The organism is Streptomyces sp. NBC_01803, from assembly GCF_035917415.1.
GTDB lineage: Bacteria > Actinomycetota > Actinomycetes > Streptomycetales > Streptomycetaceae > Streptomyces.
The window spans coordinates 2,918,541-2,935,440 of the sequence record NZ_CP109073.1; the positions used below are offsets into that span (position 1 = coordinate 2,918,541).

A 16,900-nucleotide genomic window follows, 5' to 3' on the forward strand; every position below is an offset into this window, starting at 1 on the left:
CGTCGAGGTGAGACGCTTGAGTGCGTATGTCTACCGATCCCTCCCCCGTATCAGCCCTGGCCGAGCGGCTGCCCGGACTGATGGCGCGCGACCAGCGGCGGCTCGGCCGCCGCCTCGACGGAGCGCGCCGCATCCGCAAGCCGGCCGCCCAGCAGGCGGCGCTCTCCCAGATCGCCGAGGCGATCGACGCAGCCGAGCTGCACATCGAGCGCCGTCGCGCCGCCGTGCCCGCGATCACCTATCCCGAGCAGCTCCCGGTCAGCCAGAAGAAGGACGAGATCCTGGCGGCGATACGCGACCACCAAGTGGTGATCGTGGCCGGGGAGACCGGCTCGGGCAAGACGACGCAGATCCCCAAGATCTGCCTGGAGCTCGGCCGCGGTGTGCGCGGGCTGATCGGCCACACCCAGCCGCGCCGGATCGCCGCCCGCACCGTCGCGCAGCGGGTCGCCGATGAGCTGAGGACGCCGCTGGGCGAGGCGGTCGGCTTCAAGATCCGGTTCACCGACCAGGCGAGCGACAACACTCTGGTCAAGCTGATGACGGACGGCATCCTGCTGGCGGAGGTCCAGCACGACCGCGAGCTGCGCCACTACGACACGATCATCATCGACGAGGCCCACGAGCGCAGCCTCAACATCGATTTCCTGCTGGGCTATCTCGCCCAGCTCCTCCCCCGCCGCCCCGACCTCAAGGTCGTCATCACCTCGGCCACCATCGACCCCGAGCGCTTCGCCCGCCACTTCCGGGACGCCGAGGGGCGCCCCGCCCCGATCGTCGAGGTGTCCGGGCGGACGTATCCCGTCGAAGTCCGGTACCGGCCGCTGCTGGAGGAGGACAGCGAGGCACCCGATCGCGACCAGATCACCGCGATCTGCGACGCGGTGGACGAGCTCCAGGCCGAGGGCCCCGGCGACATCCTCGTCTTCCTCTCCGGCGAGCGCGAGATCCGGGACACGGCCGACGCGCTGGAGAAACGGAACCCGCGGCACACCGAGGTGCTGCCGCTCTTCGCCCGCCTGTCGCACGGCGAGCAGCAGCGCGTGTTCCAGCCGCACCCGGGACGCCGGGTCGTGCTGGCCACCAACGTCGCCGAGACGTCGCTGACCGTCCCCGGCATCAAGTACGTCGTGGACCCCGGCGCCGCCCGCGTCTCGCGCTACAGCCACCGCACGAAGGTGCAGCGGCTGCCCATCGAGCCGGTCTCGCAGGCCAGTGCCAACCAGCGCAAGGGCCGCTGCGGCCGGACCAGCGACGGCATCTGCGTCCGGCTGTACACGGAGGAGGACTTCCTCTCCCGCCCCGAGTTCACCGAAGCCGAGATCCTGCGCACCAACCTGGCCTCCGTCATCCTCCAGATGAACGCGGCGGGGCTCGGCGAGATCGAGCGCTTTCCCTTCATCGACCCCCCCGACCACCGCTCCATCAAGGCGGGCGTGCAGCTCCTGGAGGAGCTGGGCGCGCTGGACGGCGCGAAGCTGACGCCGATGGGCCGCAAGCTGGCGCAGCTGCCGGTGGACCCGCGGCTGGCGCGGATGGTGCTGGAGGCGGACCGCAACGGATGCGCCCGCGAGGTCATGGTGATCGCCGCCGCGCTGTCGATCCAGGACCCGCGCGAACGCCCGGCGGACAAGCAGCAGCAGGCGGACGCCAAGCACGCGCGGTTCCGCGAGGGGCCGGCCGAGGAGTCGGACTTCCTGGCGTTCCTGGCCCTGTGGCGCTATGTGCGCGAGCGTCAACGGGAGCTGTCGTCCTCGGCGTTCCGCCGGATGTGCAAGACCGAGTTCCTCAACTACCTGCGGATACGCGAGTGGCAGGACATCTTCGCGCAGCTCCGTACGGTGGGCCGGTCGTTGGACATCGAGCTGAACGACGAGCGCGAGGACGCCGATCCGCGGCTCCTCCACCAGTCGCTGCTGGCCGGGCTGTTGTCGCACATCGGCCTGAAGGACACCGAGAAGCACGAGTATCTGGGCGCCCGGGGCGCGAAGTTCGCGGTGTTCCCGGGCTCCGCGCTGTTCAAGAAGCCCCCGCGCTGGGTGATGTCGGCCGAGCTGGTGGAGACCTCCCGGCTGTGGGCGCGGATCAACGCCAGGATCGAGCCGGAGTGGATCGAGCCGCTCGCCGGGCACCTGGTGAAGCGGACCTACAGCGAGCCGCACTGGGAGCAGAAGCAGGCGGCGGTCATGGCGTACGAGCGGGTGACGCTGTACGGCGTGCCGATCGTGGCGCAGCGCAAGGTCAGCTACGGGCGGATCGACCCGGAGGCGTCCCGGGACCTCTTCCTCCGCAACGCGCTGGTCGAGGGCGACTGGCGGACGCGCCATCAGTTCTTTCACGACAACCGGAAGCTGCTGGAGGAGGTCGAGGAGCTGGAGCACCGCGCCCGGCGCCGCGACATCCTGGTGGACGACGAGACGCTTTACGACTTCTACGACCAGCGCGTCCCGGCCGATGTCGTGTCGGGCGCGCACTTCGACGCCTGGTGGAAGCGGAAGCGCCAGGAGGAGCCCGACCTGCTCAGCTTCGAGAAGTCGATGCTGATCAACGAGCGGGCGCAGGACATCACCAAGGCCGACTACCCCGACACGTGGCGCCAGGGCCGGCTCACCTTCCCCGTCACGTACCAGTTCGAGCCGGGCGCGGACGCCGACGGCGTGACCGTGCACGTGCCGCTCCAAGTGCTCAACCAGGCGACCCCCGACGGCTTCGACTGGCAGATCCCGGGCCTGCGCGAGCAGTTGGTCACGGAGCTGATCCGCTCGCTGCCCAAACCACTGCGCCGGCACTGCGTTCCCGCGCCGAACTTCGCGCAGCGCTTCCTGCGCGAGACGCCGGAGCCGACCGCCGAGTCACTGCGCGGCGCCCTGGCACGCGGGCTGACCCGGATGACCGGAGTGCGGATCGCGCCCGAGGACTTCGACGAGGAGCGGATCCCCGGCCATCTGCGGATCACGTTCCGGGTGGTGGACGAACGCCGGGGAAAGCTGGGCGAGAACGCCGAGAGCAAGGACCTGGACGCCCTGAAGGTGCGGCTGCGGCCCAACGCGCGGGCCGCCCTCGACCGCGCCTTCACGGCCGCCGCGAGCCGGGACCAGCCGGCCCTGGAGCAGCGCACCGGGCTCACCTCCTGGACGGTCGGCACGCTGCCGCGCACGTTCGAGACGCGGCGCGGCGGGCAGCCGGTGAAGGCGTATCCGGCGCTGGTGGACGAGGGCGCGACGGTGGCGGTGCGGCTGTTCGACACGGAGGCCGAGCAGGACCGGGCGATGCGGCGCGGCACGCGCCGGCTGCTCCTGCTCAACCTCCCCTCCGATCCCGCGAAGTTCGCGCTGCGGCAGCTCGACAACGCGAGCAAGCTGGCCTTGTCCAGCACCCCGCACGGCGGCGTGCACGCCCTGTTCGAGGACTGTGTGACGGCCGCGGCCGATCAGCTCGTCGCGACGCACGGCGGGCCCGTGTGGGACGAGGAGGGCTTCCGCAAGCTCTTCGACGCGGTCCGCGCGGACATCGTGGACCTGACGCTGAAGATCGTGCGGCAGGTGCGGGAGGTGCTGACCGCGTGGCAGGCGTGCGAGCGGCGGCTGGCCTCGCTGACCAGCCCGGTGCTGGCGCCGCCGCTGGCGGACGTCCGGGAGCAGCTGAACGCGCTGGTGCGGCCCGGGTTCGTGACCGAGCACGGGGCGCGGCGGCTGCCGGACCTGCTGCGCTATCTGATGGCGGCCGACCGGCGGCTCCAGCAGCTTCCGCACCAGGCCGAACGGGACCGCGCCAGAATGGCGAAGGTCCACGAGATGCGGGACGAATACCTGTGGCTCCTGGAGCAGTTCCCGCCGGGCCGGCCGGTGCCGGCGCGGGCCGGTGAGATTCGTTGGATGATCGAGGAGCTGCGCGTGAGCTACTTCGCGCACGCCCTGGGCACCGCGTATCCGATCTCCGACAAGCGGATCATCAAGGCCGTGGACGCCCTGGCGCCTCCGCGCTGAGCCCGCGCCGGGGCGATTGGCTACGCGCCCCTACGCTGCGGTAGAGTCGCGTCCGCAGCGAGGTCCTGTGGAGCAGTTTGGAGTGCTCGCCACCCTGTCAAGGTGGAGGCCGCGGGTTCAAATCCCGTCAGGACCGCTCGTCCCAGGAGAAGTACGTCAGCCCGGATCCCCCATGAGGGGTCCGGGCTTTCTGTTTGGGTAGGCGTGAGGGGTAAGAGCGGCGGAGACGGCGGAGGAGGGCCCACCGGGAGGCTTACTACCGCAAGATCATTACTACCATCAAGGCAAGTAGAGTGTGACGGGTGTCACCTAACTCCGTTGCGCGCTGAGCTCGTTCGACCCCGTAGAGACACCCGCCAATTTTATATGTGCAATTGCACTGGGTGTACGTAACGTCACGGACACATAAAAAGATCGCGTCGGACCCGGCGGAGTCCGACGCGATCTACAGCCAAGCGACCCGGAGTGGGGGCTCCGGACGCCCGGTTCGTACTGAGTCATGCTGAGTCGTGCTGAGTCGTGCTGTCCTGCTGCTGGGTCGTGCTGTCCTGCTCAGGCCTCGCCGCGCTGCTGCGGGATGCCCGCGAGCAGCGCGCGCACCTCCGCTTCGCGGTAGCGGCGATGCCCGCCGAGCGTGCGGATAGACGTGAGCTTGCCCGCCTTTGCCCAGCGTGTGACCGTTTTCGGGTCTACGCGGAACATCGTGGCAACCTCAGCCGGGGTCAGCAGCGGCTCGGCATCAGGGGTGCGAGCGGTCATGAGCGGCCTCCTCGGGAGAACCGAACCATCACGGTTCTTTCCTCTAAATTCTGCACCTTGACCCGCGTTGCCCGAAATGGCAGGCGCGAGTCGAGTCGGTTATAGGACGAACGGCTTGTCCTCGGCACTACAACTACACCATCCGTCCAGCCGGGTCGGCCAAACCGATGGAATTGCCCTCTCAGGTGTTCAACCTCGGCGGAAGCCCACTGGACTATGCCAGAACGGACAGTCACTCGCCCGTAACGGACTGTCACCGCGTGATGACTCGCCATCGACCCTGCCGAGAATGGAACCCCTCCGGACTCCTTGTCCTATTTTGACACGAGGAGACTACTTGAAGGCAAGAGTTCCTTACAGTGCCTTCCATCACGCTTAGGGCATTAGTCCCGGATCAGTTGGCGAACTGCCGCTCCCTGATCGTCATCCAGCGATCGGTGAGCTCCTCGTAGACCCTGCTCGCGCGCTCCAGGTCGCCCGCCGCGAGCGCCGCGAGCCCCTCGGTCACCTCGGCCGCCGAGTGATCGGCCGCGAGCTGGTCCGGGGAAATCGTATAGATCAGCCCCCCGTAGTCCAGTTCGACCAGTGACCGAGGGTGGAACTCCTCCAGCCACCGCCCCACATCGGTGAGCGCCTCGACCAACGGCCCCTGCGGCATCGCCTCTCGGACCGTGCGCAGCCCGCGCGCCACCCGCCGCCGCGCCTGCACCATCGGCGTCCGGTAGAGCAGCCCGGCCGCCGTCTCGTCCACCGGGCCACCCTCCGCCGCCGCCTCCCCCGCCTTGCGGAAGATCCGCTCCTCGTCCGTGAAGAGCGCGAACCACCGCACGGGCACGTGCCACAGCGCCGAACGGATCCACGGCCTGGCGTCCGGGTTCCGCTCCCGCCAGCTGGCGTAGTCGGCCGCCGCCCGCCGCCGCACGCCCGGCGGCAGCGCGGCGTCCAGCACCGAGTCCGGCATCAGCCAGTGCCCCACCTCGCCCAGGGCCTGCCAGGAACGCAGCCGCGTCCGCCACGGGCACACGCACACCACACCGTCCACCGCGGCCACGAAGGCGTCCGCGCTCTCCCGAGCCGGGGCGACCCGCGGCGGCATGGCCAGCAGCCCGCCCATCGCGTGACGCACCTCGTCCTGCGCGGTGGGCAGCCGGTCACGCCGGGCGTACTCCGCCCAGTACGAGCGCTCCGGCTCGGGAAAGGCCGCCAGCGGCTCGTAGACCCTGAGATACGCCGCGTACGGAACCTTCGCCACGCCACCCTCCCTTGCTCACCGACGACCGTCGCCGGCTTCCCGATCGTGTCAGTCCCCCCGACCCGCGGCACCCCACAGGCCGTGATCGCCGTAGTCTCATCTCATCAATGCCCTCCCAACCAGCCGAGGGCATCCGCCGCGACATACAGGAGTCACCACCGTGACTGACGTACGTCCCGCTGTCGGCGTCGACAGCCCTGCCGAGGCCGACCTGTTCGACACCCTGTTCCACTCGGACCAGAGGGGTCACGAACAGGTCGTGCTGTTCCAGGACCGGCCGACGGGCCTGAAGGCAGTGATCGCCATCCACTCCACCGCCCTGGGCCCGGCCCTCGGCGGCACCCGATTCCACGCCTACGCCGGGGCCGCCAGGCCCGAGGAGGCGGCCCTGCGCGACGCGCTCAACCTCGCCCGGGGCATGAGCTACAAGAACGCCCTCGCCGGCCTCGCGCACGGCGGCGGCAAGGCCGTGATCATCGGGGACCCCGAGCGGATCAAGACCGAGGAGCTGCTGCTCGCCTACGGGCGCTGCGTGGCCGCGCTCGACGGGCGCTACGTCACCGCGTGCGACGTCGGGACGTATGTGCGGGATATGGACGTCGTCGCCCGCGAGTGCCGGTGGACCACCGGCCGCTCGCCCGAGCAGGGCGGCGCGGGCGACTCCTCCGTGCTGACCGCCTTCGGCGTCTTCCAGGGCATGCGCGCCTCGGCCGCGCACCGCTGGGGCTCACCCGACCTGGCCGGCCGGACGGTCGGGGTGGCGGGCGTCGGCAAGGTCGGCCACCTGCTGGTCGACCACCTGATCGAGGCGGGCGCCCGGGTGGTGATCACCGATGTCAGCCGGGAGGCCGTCGACCGCGTCCTGGCCGTGCACCCCGGCGTCGCCGCCGCGGCCGGCATCGAGGAGCTGATCACCACCGAGGGGCTGGACCTCTACGCCCCCTGCGCGCTGGGCGGGGCACTCAACGACCGCACCGTGCCGCTGCTGACCGCGAGCGTGGTCTGTGGCGCCGCCAACAACCAGCTCGACCACCCGGGCGTCGAGAAGGACCTCGCCGACCGGGGCATCCTCTACGCCCCGGACTACGTGGTGAACTCGGGCGGCGTGATCCAGGTCGCCGACGAGCTCCACGGCTTCGACTTCGCTCGTGCGAAAGCAAAGGCCGCGCTGATCCACGACACGACGCTGGAGATCTTCGAGCGCGCCGACACCGAGGGCGTGCCGCCGGCGGTCGCCGCCGACCGGATCGCCGAGCACCGGATGGCCCAAGCGGGGGGCCGCTGAACGCGCGTTTACGTAAGACATGTCACCCCCCGCGGGCGAGTCGCGCCGCGAAAGAAGGTAAAATCGCGGCTGACCAGCAAAGAGAGGTCCATCGGGCATCGTGCGCGCGGCCCGGTCCTGCGGACGGCGTACCGTAGGCCCGGATAAGCAGGTACGGTTGAAGGCCGATGGATCGGGCTCTCATCGAGGGCTCGCTCTCGATCATGAACGGATGTCAACACTCCGGGGCCGTCGTGCCCCGTCGTTGAGGGGGTCGAGCCAATGGGGCGCGGCCGGGCCAAGGCCAAGCAGACTAAGGTCGCCCGCCAGCTGAAGTACAACAGCGGCGGGACGGACCTTTCTCGCCTGGCCGAAGAGCTGGGTGCATCGTCAACACCTGAGCCGCCGCCGAACGGCGAGCGGTTCGAGGAAGACGATGAGCTGGACGACGACCTGTACGCACGGTACGCGGAGATGTACAACGAGGAGGATGACGACGAGGACGAGTCCTCGCCCGACGCTTCCTCGAAACGGCGTGGTGCCTGATACACATCTCCGAGCGCGCGAGACGACCAGTCGCACCCGACCCGGTCCGGCGACCGCCGGACCGGGTTCAGTGCGTTGACCTGCCCGGACGGGCCCCGTAGGCGCCCGCCGGGCCGCCCCGCCGACCCGGCCCACCGGGCCGCGCCGGGATCACCGGTGCGGCCCGGCGGGCGCGCGCGTCAGCGCGGGTGGTCTCCGGTCACGGTGGCCGCCGCCGGGGCGAGGGTGTCGGCCGCCGGAGTGATATCGCCCACCACCCAGGCGGGGACCCCGCGGGCCGACAAGGTGGACAGCGTGGCGTCGACCGCCCGCCGGGGCACCACGGCGACCATACCGACGCCCATGTTCAGCGTCTTCTCCAGCTCCTCGCGCGCCACCCCGCCGAGCTCGCCGACCAGGCCGAAGACCGGCGGCGGGGTCCACGTCGCGCGATCGATCCGCGCGTGCAGGCCGTCCGGGATCACCCGGGCGAGGTTGGCCGCCAGGCCGCCGCCCGTCACATGCGCGAACGCGTGTACCTCCACCGCGCGGGCCAGCGCGAGGCAGTCCAGGGAGTAGATCCGGGTGGGCCGCAGCAGCTCCTCGCCCAGCGTCCCGCCCAGCTCCGGGACCTCCCGGTCCAGCGCCCAGCCGGCCCGGTCGAAGAAGACGTGCCGGACCAGTGAGTACCCGTTGGAGTGAAGCCCGGAGGAGGCCATCGCGATCACCGCGTCGCCCGCCCGGACGCGGTCCGCGCCCAGCAGCTCGTCCGCCTCGACCACGCCCGTGCCGGCGCCCGCCACGTCGTACTCGTCGGGGCCCAGCAGTCCCGGGTGCTCGGCGGTCTCGCCGCCCACCAGGGCACAGCCCGCCAGCACGCAGCCTTCCGCGATGCCCTTGACGATCGCGGAGACCCGCTCGGGGTGAACCTTGCCGACGCAGATGTAGTCGGTCATGAACAGCGGCTCGGCCCCGCAGACCACCAGGTCGTCCACGACCATCGCGACGAGGTCGTGGCCGATCGTGTCGTGCACGCCCATGCGCTGGGCGATCGCGACCTTGGTGCCGACGCCGTCGGTGGCCGAGGCGAGCAGCGGGCGGCGGTACCCCTTCAGGGCCGAGGCGTCGAAGAGGCCCGCGAAGCCGCCGAGGGCGCCCACGCTCTCCGGTCGCTGGGCCTTGCCGACCCACTCCTTCATCAGCTCGACGGCGGTGTCGCCCGCCTCGATGTCGACGCCCGCCGCCGCGTAGCTGGCTCCGGGCACGTTCTTGGTCATCGGGTCTTCCTCGTGCTCGTGAACGCGCGTGCGCGCTCTACGGACGGCGCAGCGCGTCGGCGCCGCCGGGGTGGCCGGACAGCAGGGGCAGCGGCTCGCGGGGCTCGCCTCCGCCCCGCGGCTGCTCCAGCACGTCCTTGCCGAGCACCGCCGGGTCGGGCAGCTCCATCGGATACGAGCCGTCGAAGCAGGCCCGGCACAGGTTGGGCTTGGCGATCGTGGTGGCCTCGACCATCGCGTCCAGGGAGATGTAGGCCAGCGAGTCGGCGCCCAGCGAGGTGCCGATCTCTTCGACCGACAGGCCGTTGGCGATCAGCTCCGCGCGGGTGGCGAAGTCGATGCCGAAGAAGCACGGCCACTTGATCGGCGGCGAGCTGATCCGGACGTGCACCTCGGCCGCGCCGGCCTCGCGCAGCATGCGGACCAGGGCCCGCTGGGTGTTTCCCCGGACGATCGAGTCGTCCACGACGACCAGCCGCTTGCCGCGGATGACCTCTTTCAGGGGGTTCAGCTTGAGGCGGATGCCGAGCTGCCTGATGGTCTGGCTGGGCTGGATGAACGTCCGGCCCACGTAGGCGTTCTTCACCAGGCCGGAGCCATAGGGGATGCCGCTGGCCTCCGCGTATCCGATGGCGGCCGGGGTGCCCGACTCCGGGGTCGCTATGACCAGGTCGGCGTCGGCCGGCGCCTCGGCCGCGAGCCGGCGGCCCATCTCCGCGCGGGAGAGGTAGACGTTGCGGCCGGCGATGTCCGTGTCGGGCCGGGCCAGGTAGACATACTCGAAGACACAGCCGCGCGGCTTCGCTTCCGCGAACCGTGTGGACCGCAGTCCCCGCTCGTCCACCGCGATCATCTCGCCGGGCTCGATCTCGCGGACCGTGGAGGCGCCGACGATGTCGAGCGCGGCGGTCTCGGAGGCGACCACCCAGCCGCGCTCCAGTCGGCCGAGGACCAGCGGGCGGATGCCCTGCGGGTCGCGGGCGGCGTAGAGCGTGTCCTCGTCCATGAAGACGAAGCTGAAGGCCCCGCGCACGCGCGGCAGCACCTTCGGCGCGGCCTCCTCGACGGTCAGCGGCGCGCCGTTCTCGTCCGTCTGCCCGGCGAGCAGCGCGGTGACGAGGTCGGTGTCGTTGGTGGCGGCGGTACGGTGCCGCGGACCCCGGCCGCCGGGCAAGGCGGCGACGAAGTCGGCGAGCTCGGCCGTGTTCACCAGGTTCCCGTTGTGGGCCAAGGCGATGGAGCCGTGGCCGGTGGCCCGGAAGGTGGGCTGGGCGTTCTCCCAGGTGGAGGCGCCCGTCGTCGAATAGCGGGCATGGCCCACGGCGATGTGCCCCTGGAGAGCGCCGAGGGATGTCTCGTCGAAGACCTGGGACACCAGGCCCATGTCCTTGAAGACCAGGATCTTGGAGCCGTCGCTGACAGCGATGCCCGCGGACTCCTGTCCCCGGTGTTGGAGTGCGTAGAGTCCGAAGAAGGAGAGCTTGGCGACCTCTTCGCCCGGAGCCCAGACTCCGAAGACGCCGCACGCGTCCCTCGGGCCCTTCTCGCCGGGGTCGAGGTCGTGGCTGAGAAGACCGTCACCACGTGGCACGTGCACGAGTCTAGGCCAGGTCCGGGGGGCACGGAGAACCAGCGATGGTGAGAGATGCCCCATAGCCACGGTGTGCGGTCAGCCGAGCACGGGCAGCTCCGCCGCGAGGGCCGCGGCCCGCTCGCCGCCGGCCCGCAGCCGGCCGGCGGCGGTGGCCGCGCTCCAGGTGGTCCGGCCGGTGGCCAGCCGCACCCAGGTGACGGGATCGGTCTCCACGACGTTCGGCGGCGTTCCCCTGGTGTGCCGGGGGCCGGGCATGCACTGGACGGCGGCGAACGGCGGGACGCGCACCTCGGTCGAGGCACCCGGCGCCTTGGCGGCCAGGGCGTCGGCCAGCACCCGGACCGTGATCGCGAGCGCCTGCCGGTCGAGCCGGACCGGGACGGCGGTGGCCCGCGTCAGGTCGTCGCTGTGCACCACCAGCTCCACGATCCGGGTGACGGTGAAGTCCAGGGCGCGCATCGCGCCGAAGCGGTGCGGGATCAGCACGTCGTCCCGGACGGCCGTCTCCAGCACGGCTTCCATCTCCTCCGCCGCGGCGTCGATCGCGGCCACCTGGTCCGGCGTGGCCTCGGCGTCCTGCCGCGTCCGCTTGTCGAGGTCGTCCGCGATCACGGCGGTGGAGACGGCCCAGCGGTTGAGATCGGTCTCCGGCCGGGTGACGGGCGGCGCGGGCTGGGCGAGGAGGCGGGGCAGGGCGTCGATCTGGCCGGCGATGTGGGCCAGCAGGGCACACACATTCCAGCCCGGCAGCCCCGACGGCTTCGCCCGCTGCTGGGGGGTCAGCCCATGCGCGGCCAGCCGTACGAATTCGACCTGGGCGAGCAGCGCGTCGCGGACCCGATCGGGATGGTAGGCACGGGGTTTGCCTCGGACTGCGGACATACGAGGGAGCTTACGACGAACCTTCCCGCCCGGAAGGTGACAAGGTCATACCAAGTGGATCGTCCGGACGACCCGCCCCGGGGCGCTGTGCCACCATGCGCGCATGGCTATATCGGACCACCATCTGGCCGAGGACGAAGAGCTGATCTACGAGACGCGGCAGCACTGGACCACGATGGTCGGCGAGTTCCTCCAGCTCTGCCTGACCGTCGCCGCGGCCGCCCTCCTGATCCGGGCCCTGCCGGACGACGAGGCGTGGGGTGGGACGGCCGTGTGGGTGGTGCTGGGGGCGGCGCTGGTCGTCGCGGTCTGGCGGTGGCTGGTGCCACTGCTCCAGTGGCGGGCCACGGTCTACTTCCTGACCACCAAGCGGCTGCACAAGCGCTCGGGATTCCTGACCAAGACCGGCACCAGCATCCCGCTGAGCCGGGTGAACGACGTGACGTTCACGGCCACCCTGTGGCAGCGGATCATGGGCTACGGCACGCTGCGCGTCCAGTCGGCGTCCGAGCACGGGCTGCTGACGCTGCGGGCGGTGCCGGAGCCCGAGGCACTGAAGAACCGGATCTACCAGGCCGTCGACGAGCTGGAGAGCGACGAGCACGGCCACTGACCGGGGCCCCTGGCCCGAGAGCCGCGCCGGAGCTGAATCGGCTCCGCCCCGGTGGGTACTCCGTCCACATGGCTGGAATCAACCTACGCAGTAGCGCTTTCAACGATCAGGCACCGATCCCCGACCGTTACGCCAAGGACGGCGGCAACCTGTCGCCACCCCTGGACTGGTCGCGGCCCCCGCCCGGCACCGAGGAGCTGGTCCTGCTCTGCGAGGACCCGGACGCGCCCTCCGGCACCTTCGTGCACTGGCTGGTCACCGGTATCGACCCGGTCGGCGGGGGCGTGCGCGGCGGCGAGCTGCCCCAGGGCGGTATCCCCCACACCAACGGCTTCGGCGGCCGGGGCTGGGACGGTCCCAGGCCCCCGGTCGGCGACCCCGCGCACCGCTACTTCTTCCGCCTCTACGCGCTTCCCGAGCACGTCGAGCTCCCGGAGCGCGCCTCGGCGGCGGAGGTGCACCGGAGGCTGGACGGCCGGTCCCTGGCCAGCGGCACGCTGCTGGGCCTACATCAGCGATGAGGACGATGAGGAGGACATCCCCATGACTTCCACCGACGTCGGCGAGATCCTGCGCGTCGTGAAGAACGTCGACTTCCCGGCCGGCAAGGACGAGCTGATCCAGGAGGCGAAACGGGCCGGCGCCTCCGAGCCCGCCGTCAAGGCGTTGCGCGGCATCCCGCCGGAGCAGTACGGGAACCGGGCCGAGGTGGCCCGTTCCGTGCGGCTGCCCGCCGACTCCGACCTGGGCCACAGCCCGGCGCAGCGGGCCGAGCAGGCGCGCGAGGGCGGCAAGCACGGGCAGTCCGAGCAGCTGCGGGACGTGCCCAAGCCACCGATTCAGGAAGAGCTCGACCGCGACAGGAGGGCGTGACATGGTGCGCAAGAAGGTCGAGGGCGACGAGAACCAGCGGCGTGCCTGGGCGCGCGAGGCCGAGCGGGTGGGCGAGCTGCCCAGCGGCCGGGGCACGACCACCGGCGCGTCGAAGCAGCGGACCCACGTTTCGCACCGCTCCTCGCTCACGCACGACGAGAAGACCGAGCCGCTGGAGCGCGGCAAGCAGCGCAGCGAGCAGCGGGAGGTCGCGGCGGCCCGCGAGGCCGACCGGCCCGAGCCCCCGGTGGGGCGCACGTTCACCGGCCGGGGCAGGCCCGAGTACGGCCCGGAGCACGAGAAGGTCTTCCAGGCCCTCGGCGACGCGGAGCGGCGGCACGGCGGCGAGGCCGTGTACGCGCAGGAGATCGCCCGCACGGCCGGGATGCCCGAGGAGCGGACGCGGGTGCTGCTGCACGACCTGGTGTCGGTGCACCGGCTCGCGACCGAGCTCCAGCGGACGGACCAGCCCGACCTCGGTCCCCGTTACGAGACCAAGCCGGGCCGGTGAGCCGTTGCCCCGGTGAGCCGCCGCCGCTGATCGGGCGGGCGCGCTGATCGGGCGGGCGGTCAGCCGAAGAGCTCCGGGAGCGCCCACTCGTGCGCTTCGCGCAGCTCTTCCAGAGCGATGGTGAAAGCGTCCTGCACGATGACGGCGTCCCCGTCGATCACCCCGACGCGGGCCGCCGGCAGGGCGCGGACGCGGCACATGTCCGTGAAACGGACCTCCTCGCCGCGCGGGACGGCCACCACGGCGCGGCCGGCCGACTCGGAGAAGAGGAACGTGAACACGTCCAGGCCGTCCGGCACCACGAGCCGGGCGCCCTTCCCGCCACGCAGGCAGGACTCCACGACCGCCTGGATCAGGCCGCCGTCCGACAGATCGTGGGCGGCGTCGATCATGCCGTCGCGCGAGGCGGCGATCAGGATGTCGGCCAGCAGCCGCTCCCGTTCCAGGTCGACGCGCGGCGGCAGACCGCCGAGGTGGTCGTGGATCACCTGCGACCACGCGGAGCCGCCGAACTCCTCGGCCGTGTCACCCAGCAGGTAGATGAGCCGGCCCTCCTCCCCGAACGCCATCGGGGTGCGGCGCGTGACGTCGTCGATGACGCCGAGCACGCCGACCACGGGCGTGGGGTGGATGGCGGTGTCGCCCGTCTGGTTGTAGAGAGAGACGTTTCCGCCGGTGACCGGGGTGCCGAGCGTCCGGCAGGCGTCGGCCAGGCCCCGGGTGGTCTCGGCGAACTGCCACATGACGGCCGGGTCCTCGGGCGAGCCGAAGTTCAGGCAGTCGGTGACGGCGAGCGGGCGGGCGCCGGTGGCGGCCACGTTGCGGTACGACTCGGCCAGCGCGAGCTGGGCGCCGGTGTACGGGTCCAGCTTGGCGTACCGGCCGTTGCCGTCCGTGGCGATGGCGACGCCGAGGTTCGTCTCCTCGTCCACCCGGATCATGCCGCCGTCCTCGGGCTGTGCGAGCACGGTGTTGCCCAGTACATACCGGTCGTACTGCGCGGTGATCCACGTCTTGGCGGCCTGGTTGGGCGAGGAGACGAGCCGGAGCACCTGCTCGCGCAACTCGGCGCCGCCCGCCGGACGCGGCAGCCGGGCCGGGTCGTCGGCCTGGAGGGCGTCCTGCCAGTCGGGCCGGGCGTAGGGCCGGTGGTAGACCGGACCCTCGTGAGCGACGGTGCGCGGCGGCACGTCCACGATCTGCTCGCCGTGCCAGAAGATCTCCAGCCGGTCGCCCTCGGTGACCTCACCGATCACGGTGGCGAGGACGTCCCACTTGGCGCAGATCTCCAGGAACCGGTCCACCTTGTCCGGCTCCACGATGGCGCACATCCGCTCCTGCGACTCGCTCATCAGGATCTCCTCGGGGGAGAGCGAGGAGTCACGCAGCGGGACGGCGTCGAGGTCCACGCGCATGCCGCCGGAGCCGGCCGAGGCCAGCTCGGAGGTGGCGCAGGACAGGCCCGCGCCGCCGAGGTCCTGGATGCCGGCGACCAGCTTCTCGGCGAAGACCTCCAGGGTGCACTCGATGAGCAGCTTCTCCTGGAAGGGGTCGCCGACCTGGACCGCCGGGCGCTTGGCGGGCTTGCCGCTCCCGTCGAAGGTCTCGGAGGCGAGGACGGAAACGCCGCCGATGCCGTCGCCGCCGGTGCGGGCGCCGTAGAGGATGACCTTGTTCCCGGGGCCGGACGCCTTGGCGAGGTGGATGTCCTCGTGCCGCATGACGCCCACGCACAGGGCGTTGACCAGCGGGTTCCCCTGGTAGCAGGCGTCGAAGACGACCTCGCCGCCGATGTTGGGCAGACCCAGGCAGTTCCCGTAGCCGCCGATGCCGGCGACCACGCCGGGCAGGACGCGGCGGGTGTCGGGGTGGTCGGCGGCGCCGAAGCGCAGCGGGTCCATCACGGCGACCGGGCGGGCGCCCATGGCGAGGATGTCGCGGACGATGCCGCCGATGCCGGTGGCCGCGCCCTGGTAGGGCTCGATGTACGAGGGGTGGTTGTGCGACTCGACCTTGAACGTCACCGCGTAGCCCTGGCCGACATCGACCACGCCGGCGTTCTCGCCGATGCCGACGAGGAGCGCGTCACTGGCCGGGGCCTTCTCGCCGAACTGGCCGAGGTGGACCTTGCTGGACTTGTAGGAGCAGTGCTCGGACCACATCACCGAGTACATGGCGAGCTCGGCTCCGGTGGGGCGGCGGCCCAGGATCTCCCGGACCCGTTCGTACTCGTCCGGCTTCAGGCCGAGCTCGGCCCAGGGCTGGGCGGAGTGCGGGGTGCCGGCGGCGTGCTTGACGGTATCGAGGACGGAGGACGAATCGGACATCAGGCGACCAGCTTCCTGAGAACCGAGGTGGTGACGGAGGTGAAGAAGCCGAGGCCGTCGGTCGTCGGACCGGTCAGCGCCTCGACGGCGTGCTCGGGGTGCGGCATGAGGCCGACGACGTTCCCGGCGGCGTTGGTGATGCCGGCGATGTCCCGGCGGGAGCCGTTGGGGTTGACGTCGAGGTAGCGGAAGACGACGCGGCCTTCGGCCTCCAGCTCGTCCAGGGTGCGCTCGTCCGCGACGTAGCCGCCCTCGCCGTTCTTCAGCGGGATGGTGATCTCGTCGCCCACCGCGTAGTCGCCCGTCCAGGCGGTGTCGGCGTTCTCGACGCGCAGGCGCTGATCGCGACAGATGAAGTGCAGATGGTCATTACGGGAGAGCGCGCCCGGCAGAAGGTGCGATTCACACAGGACCTGGAAGCCATTGCAGATGCCAAGGACGGGCAACCCGGCCCGTGCCTCTTCAATGATCGTCTCCATCACGGGAGAGAAACGGGCGATGGCTCCGCAGCGGAGATAGTCGCCATAGGAGAATCCGCCGGGCAAGATCACGGCATCGACTCGTCGCAGCGATTTGTCGCCATGCCAGAGCGCGACGGGTTCGGCTCCGGCGAGCTTTACGGCGCGTTGCGCGTCGCGGTCATCGAGCGAGCCGGGAAATGTGACGACTCCCACACGAGTAGTCACCGGGACTCCCCCTCCATGACCTCGACCCGCACATCGAAGTCCTCGATCACGGTGTTCGCGAGAAAGGTCCTCGCCATCTCCCGGACGCGGTCGAGAACGGCGTCGTCGACCGGGCCCTCCAACTCGAGCTCGAACCGTTTGCCCTGACGGACGTCACGGACGCCGTCAAAGCCGAGCCGGGGCAGTGCGCGCTGCACCGCCTGGCCCTGGGGGTCGAGGATCTCCGGCTTGAGCATGACGTCGACTACGACGCGAGCCACTGGTACTCCCGGTGGTGGTGCGGTGGTGTTGTGCGAGACGCTGCACGACCTCAGCGTACCCGGCCCGGAAATCTACGCGAGTAGAAAGACC

15 protein-coding genes and 1 tRNA gene are annotated in these 16,900 nt (G+C 71.0%); 8 read left to right on the forward strand and 8 right to left on the reverse strand.

Annotated features, from left to right (window positions below; translation table 11 throughout):
- Window positions 1-26 precede the first annotated feature (26 nt).
- Together hrpA and OIE51_RS12950 are read left to right on the forward strand one after the other, a co-directional pair.
- The gene (gene hrpA, locus OIE51_RS12945) at window positions 27-3,986 is read left to right on the forward strand and encodes an ATP-dependent RNA helicase HrpA (RefSeq protein WP_326597802.1); all 3,960 of its coding nucleotides are present in this window, start codon (window positions 27-29) and stop codon (window positions 3,984-3,986) included.
- 61 nt (window positions 3,987-4,047) lie between these two features.
- Window positions 4,048-4,122, forward strand: a tRNA-Asp gene (locus OIE51_RS12950).
- Window positions 4,123-4,538: 416 nt separating this feature from the next.
- Here OIE51_RS12950 and bldC read toward each other — a convergent pair.
- Window positions 4,539-4,745: a developmental transcriptional regulator BldC gene (gene bldC / locus OIE51_RS12955; protein WP_019431930.1), complete on the reverse strand. Its 207-nt coding sequence runs from the start codon at window positions 4,743-4,745 to the stop codon at window positions 4,539-4,541.
- 394 nt (window positions 4,746-5,139) lie between these two features.
- The gene (locus OIE51_RS12960) at window positions 5,140-5,997 is read right to left on the reverse strand and encodes a hypothetical protein (protein ID WP_326597803.1); all 858 of its coding nucleotides are present in this window, start codon (window positions 5,995-5,997) and stop codon (window positions 5,140-5,142) included.
- A 160-nt stretch (window positions 5,998-6,157) separates the two neighbouring features.
- Between OIE51_RS12960 and OIE51_RS12965 the strand changes: the two genes are divergently transcribed.
- Complete coding sequence (locus tag OIE51_RS12965; RefSeq protein WP_326597804.1) at window positions 6,158-7,282, forward strand: Leu/Phe/Val dehydrogenase; 1,125 nt, start codon at window positions 6,158-6,160, stop codon at window positions 7,280-7,282.
- Between the two features lie 261 nt (window positions 7,283-7,543).
- Complete coding sequence (locus tag OIE51_RS12970; protein WP_326597805.1) at window positions 7,544-7,807, forward strand: DUF3073 domain-containing protein; 264 nt, start codon at window positions 7,544-7,546, stop codon at window positions 7,805-7,807.
- A 179-nt stretch (window positions 7,808-7,986) separates the two neighbouring features.
- Here the strand turns inward: OIE51_RS12970 and purM are convergent, their stop codons facing one another.
- The 3 genes from purM to OIE51_RS12985 all read right to left on the reverse strand — a co-directional run bounded on the left by purM (window position 7,987) and on the right by OIE51_RS12985 (window position 11,539).
- Complete coding sequence (purM, locus tag OIE51_RS12975; RefSeq protein ID WP_326597806.1) at window positions 7,987-9,063, reverse strand: phosphoribosylformylglycinamidine cyclo-ligase; 1,077 nt, start codon at window positions 9,061-9,063, stop codon at window positions 7,987-7,989.
- Window positions 9,064-9,100: 37 nt separating this feature from the next.
- Window positions 9,101-10,654 (reverse strand): amidophosphoribosyltransferase, encoded by a 1,554-nt coding sequence (gene purF / locus OIE51_RS12980; RefSeq protein ID WP_326597807.1) that lies wholly within the window; start codon window positions 10,652-10,654, stop codon window positions 9,101-9,103.
- Between the two features lie 78 nt (window positions 10,655-10,732).
- Window positions 10,733-11,539 (reverse strand): maleylpyruvate isomerase family mycothiol-dependent enzyme, encoded by an 807-nt coding sequence (locus OIE51_RS12985; RefSeq protein WP_326597808.1) that lies wholly within the window; start codon window positions 11,537-11,539, stop codon window positions 10,733-10,735.
- Between the two features lie 103 nt (window positions 11,540-11,642).
- Between OIE51_RS12985 and OIE51_RS12990 the strand changes: the two genes are divergently transcribed.
- From OIE51_RS12990 to OIE51_RS13005, 4 genes are all read left to right on the forward strand, one after another.
- Complete coding sequence (locus tag OIE51_RS12990) at window positions 11,643-12,152, forward strand: PH domain-containing protein (RefSeq protein ID WP_326597809.1); 510 nt, start codon at window positions 11,643-11,645, stop codon at window positions 12,150-12,152.
- Between the two features lie 68 nt (window positions 12,153-12,220).
- Entirely contained in the window at window positions 12,221-12,673 is a 453-nt protein-coding gene (locus tag OIE51_RS12995) for a YbhB/YbcL family Raf kinase inhibitor-like protein (protein WP_326597810.1), read from the forward strand.
- 22 nt (window positions 12,674-12,695) lie between these two features.
- Window positions 12,696-13,025 carry a DUF2795 domain-containing protein gene (locus OIE51_RS13000; protein ID WP_326597811.1) on the forward strand — a complete coding sequence of 110 codons (330 nt, stop codon included), beginning with the start codon at window positions 12,696-12,698 and terminating at the stop codon, window positions 13,023-13,025.
- 1 nt (window position 13,026) lies between these two features.
- Complete coding sequence (locus OIE51_RS13005; protein ID WP_326597812.1) at window positions 13,027-13,536, forward strand: hypothetical protein; 510 nt, start codon at window positions 13,027-13,029, stop codon at window positions 13,534-13,536.
- Between the two features lie 59 nt (window positions 13,537-13,595).
- Here the strand turns inward: OIE51_RS13005 and purL are convergent, their stop codons facing one another.
- From purL to purS, 3 genes are read right to left on the reverse strand one after another with little or no spacing between them, the layout of a single operon-like run.
- Window positions 13,596-15,863, reverse strand: coding sequence for a phosphoribosylformylglycinamidine synthase subunit PurL (gene purL / locus OIE51_RS13010; protein WP_326597813.1), 2,268 nt, complete (start codon window positions 15,861-15,863; stop codon window positions 13,596-13,598).
- Complete coding sequence (purQ, locus tag OIE51_RS13015) at window positions 15,863-16,549, reverse strand: phosphoribosylformylglycinamidine synthase subunit PurQ (RefSeq protein ID WP_326597814.1); 687 nt, start codon at window positions 16,547-16,549, stop codon at window positions 15,863-15,865. Before purQ ends, purL begins: the two co-directional genes overlap by 1 nt.
- Window positions 16,546-16,809 carry a phosphoribosylformylglycinamidine synthase subunit PurS gene (gene purS / locus OIE51_RS13020; RefSeq protein WP_326597815.1) on the reverse strand — a complete coding sequence of 88 codons (264 nt, stop codon included), beginning with the start codon at window positions 16,807-16,809 and terminating at the stop codon, window positions 16,546-16,548. Before purS ends, purQ begins: the two co-directional genes overlap by 4 nt.
- Between the last annotated feature and the right edge of the window lie 91 nt (window positions 16,810-16,900).

Coding starts and splice junctions, on each gene's coding strand:
- purM (WP_326597806.1), bottom strand. CDS start 9,063: ATGACCAAGAACGTGCCCGGAGCCAGCTACGCGGCGGCGGGCGTCGAC.
- OIE51_RS12985 (WP_326597808.1), bottom strand. CDS start 11,539: ATGTCCGCAGTCCGAGGCAAACCCCGTGCCTACCATCCCGATCGGGTC.
- bldC (WP_019431930.1), bottom strand. CDS start 4,745: ATGACCGCTCGCACCCCTGATGCCGAGCCGCTGCTGACCCCGGCTGAG.
- purL (WP_326597813.1), bottom strand. CDS start 15,863: ATGTCCGATTCGTCCTCCGTCCTCGATACCGTCAAGCACGCCGCCGGC.
- hrpA (WP_326597802.1), top strand. CDS start 27: ATGTCTACCGATCCCTCCCCCGTATCAGCCCTGGCCGAGCGGCTGCCC.
- OIE51_RS12990 (WP_326597809.1), top strand. CDS start 11,643: ATGGCTATATCGGACCACCATCTGGCCGAGGACGAAGAGCTGATCTAC.
- OIE51_RS12970 (WP_326597805.1), top strand. CDS start 7,544: ATGGGGCGCGGCCGGGCCAAGGCCAAGCAGACTAAGGTCGCCCGCCAG.
- OIE51_RS12995 (WP_326597810.1), top strand. CDS start 12,221: ATGGCTGGAATCAACCTACGCAGTAGCGCTTTCAACGATCAGGCACCG.
- OIE51_RS13005 (WP_326597812.1), top strand. CDS start 13,027: ATGGTGCGCAAGAAGGTCGAGGGCGACGAGAACCAGCGGCGTGCCTGG.
- OIE51_RS13000 (WP_326597811.1), top strand. CDS start 12,696: ATGACTTCCACCGACGTCGGCGAGATCCTGCGCGTCGTGAAGAACGTC.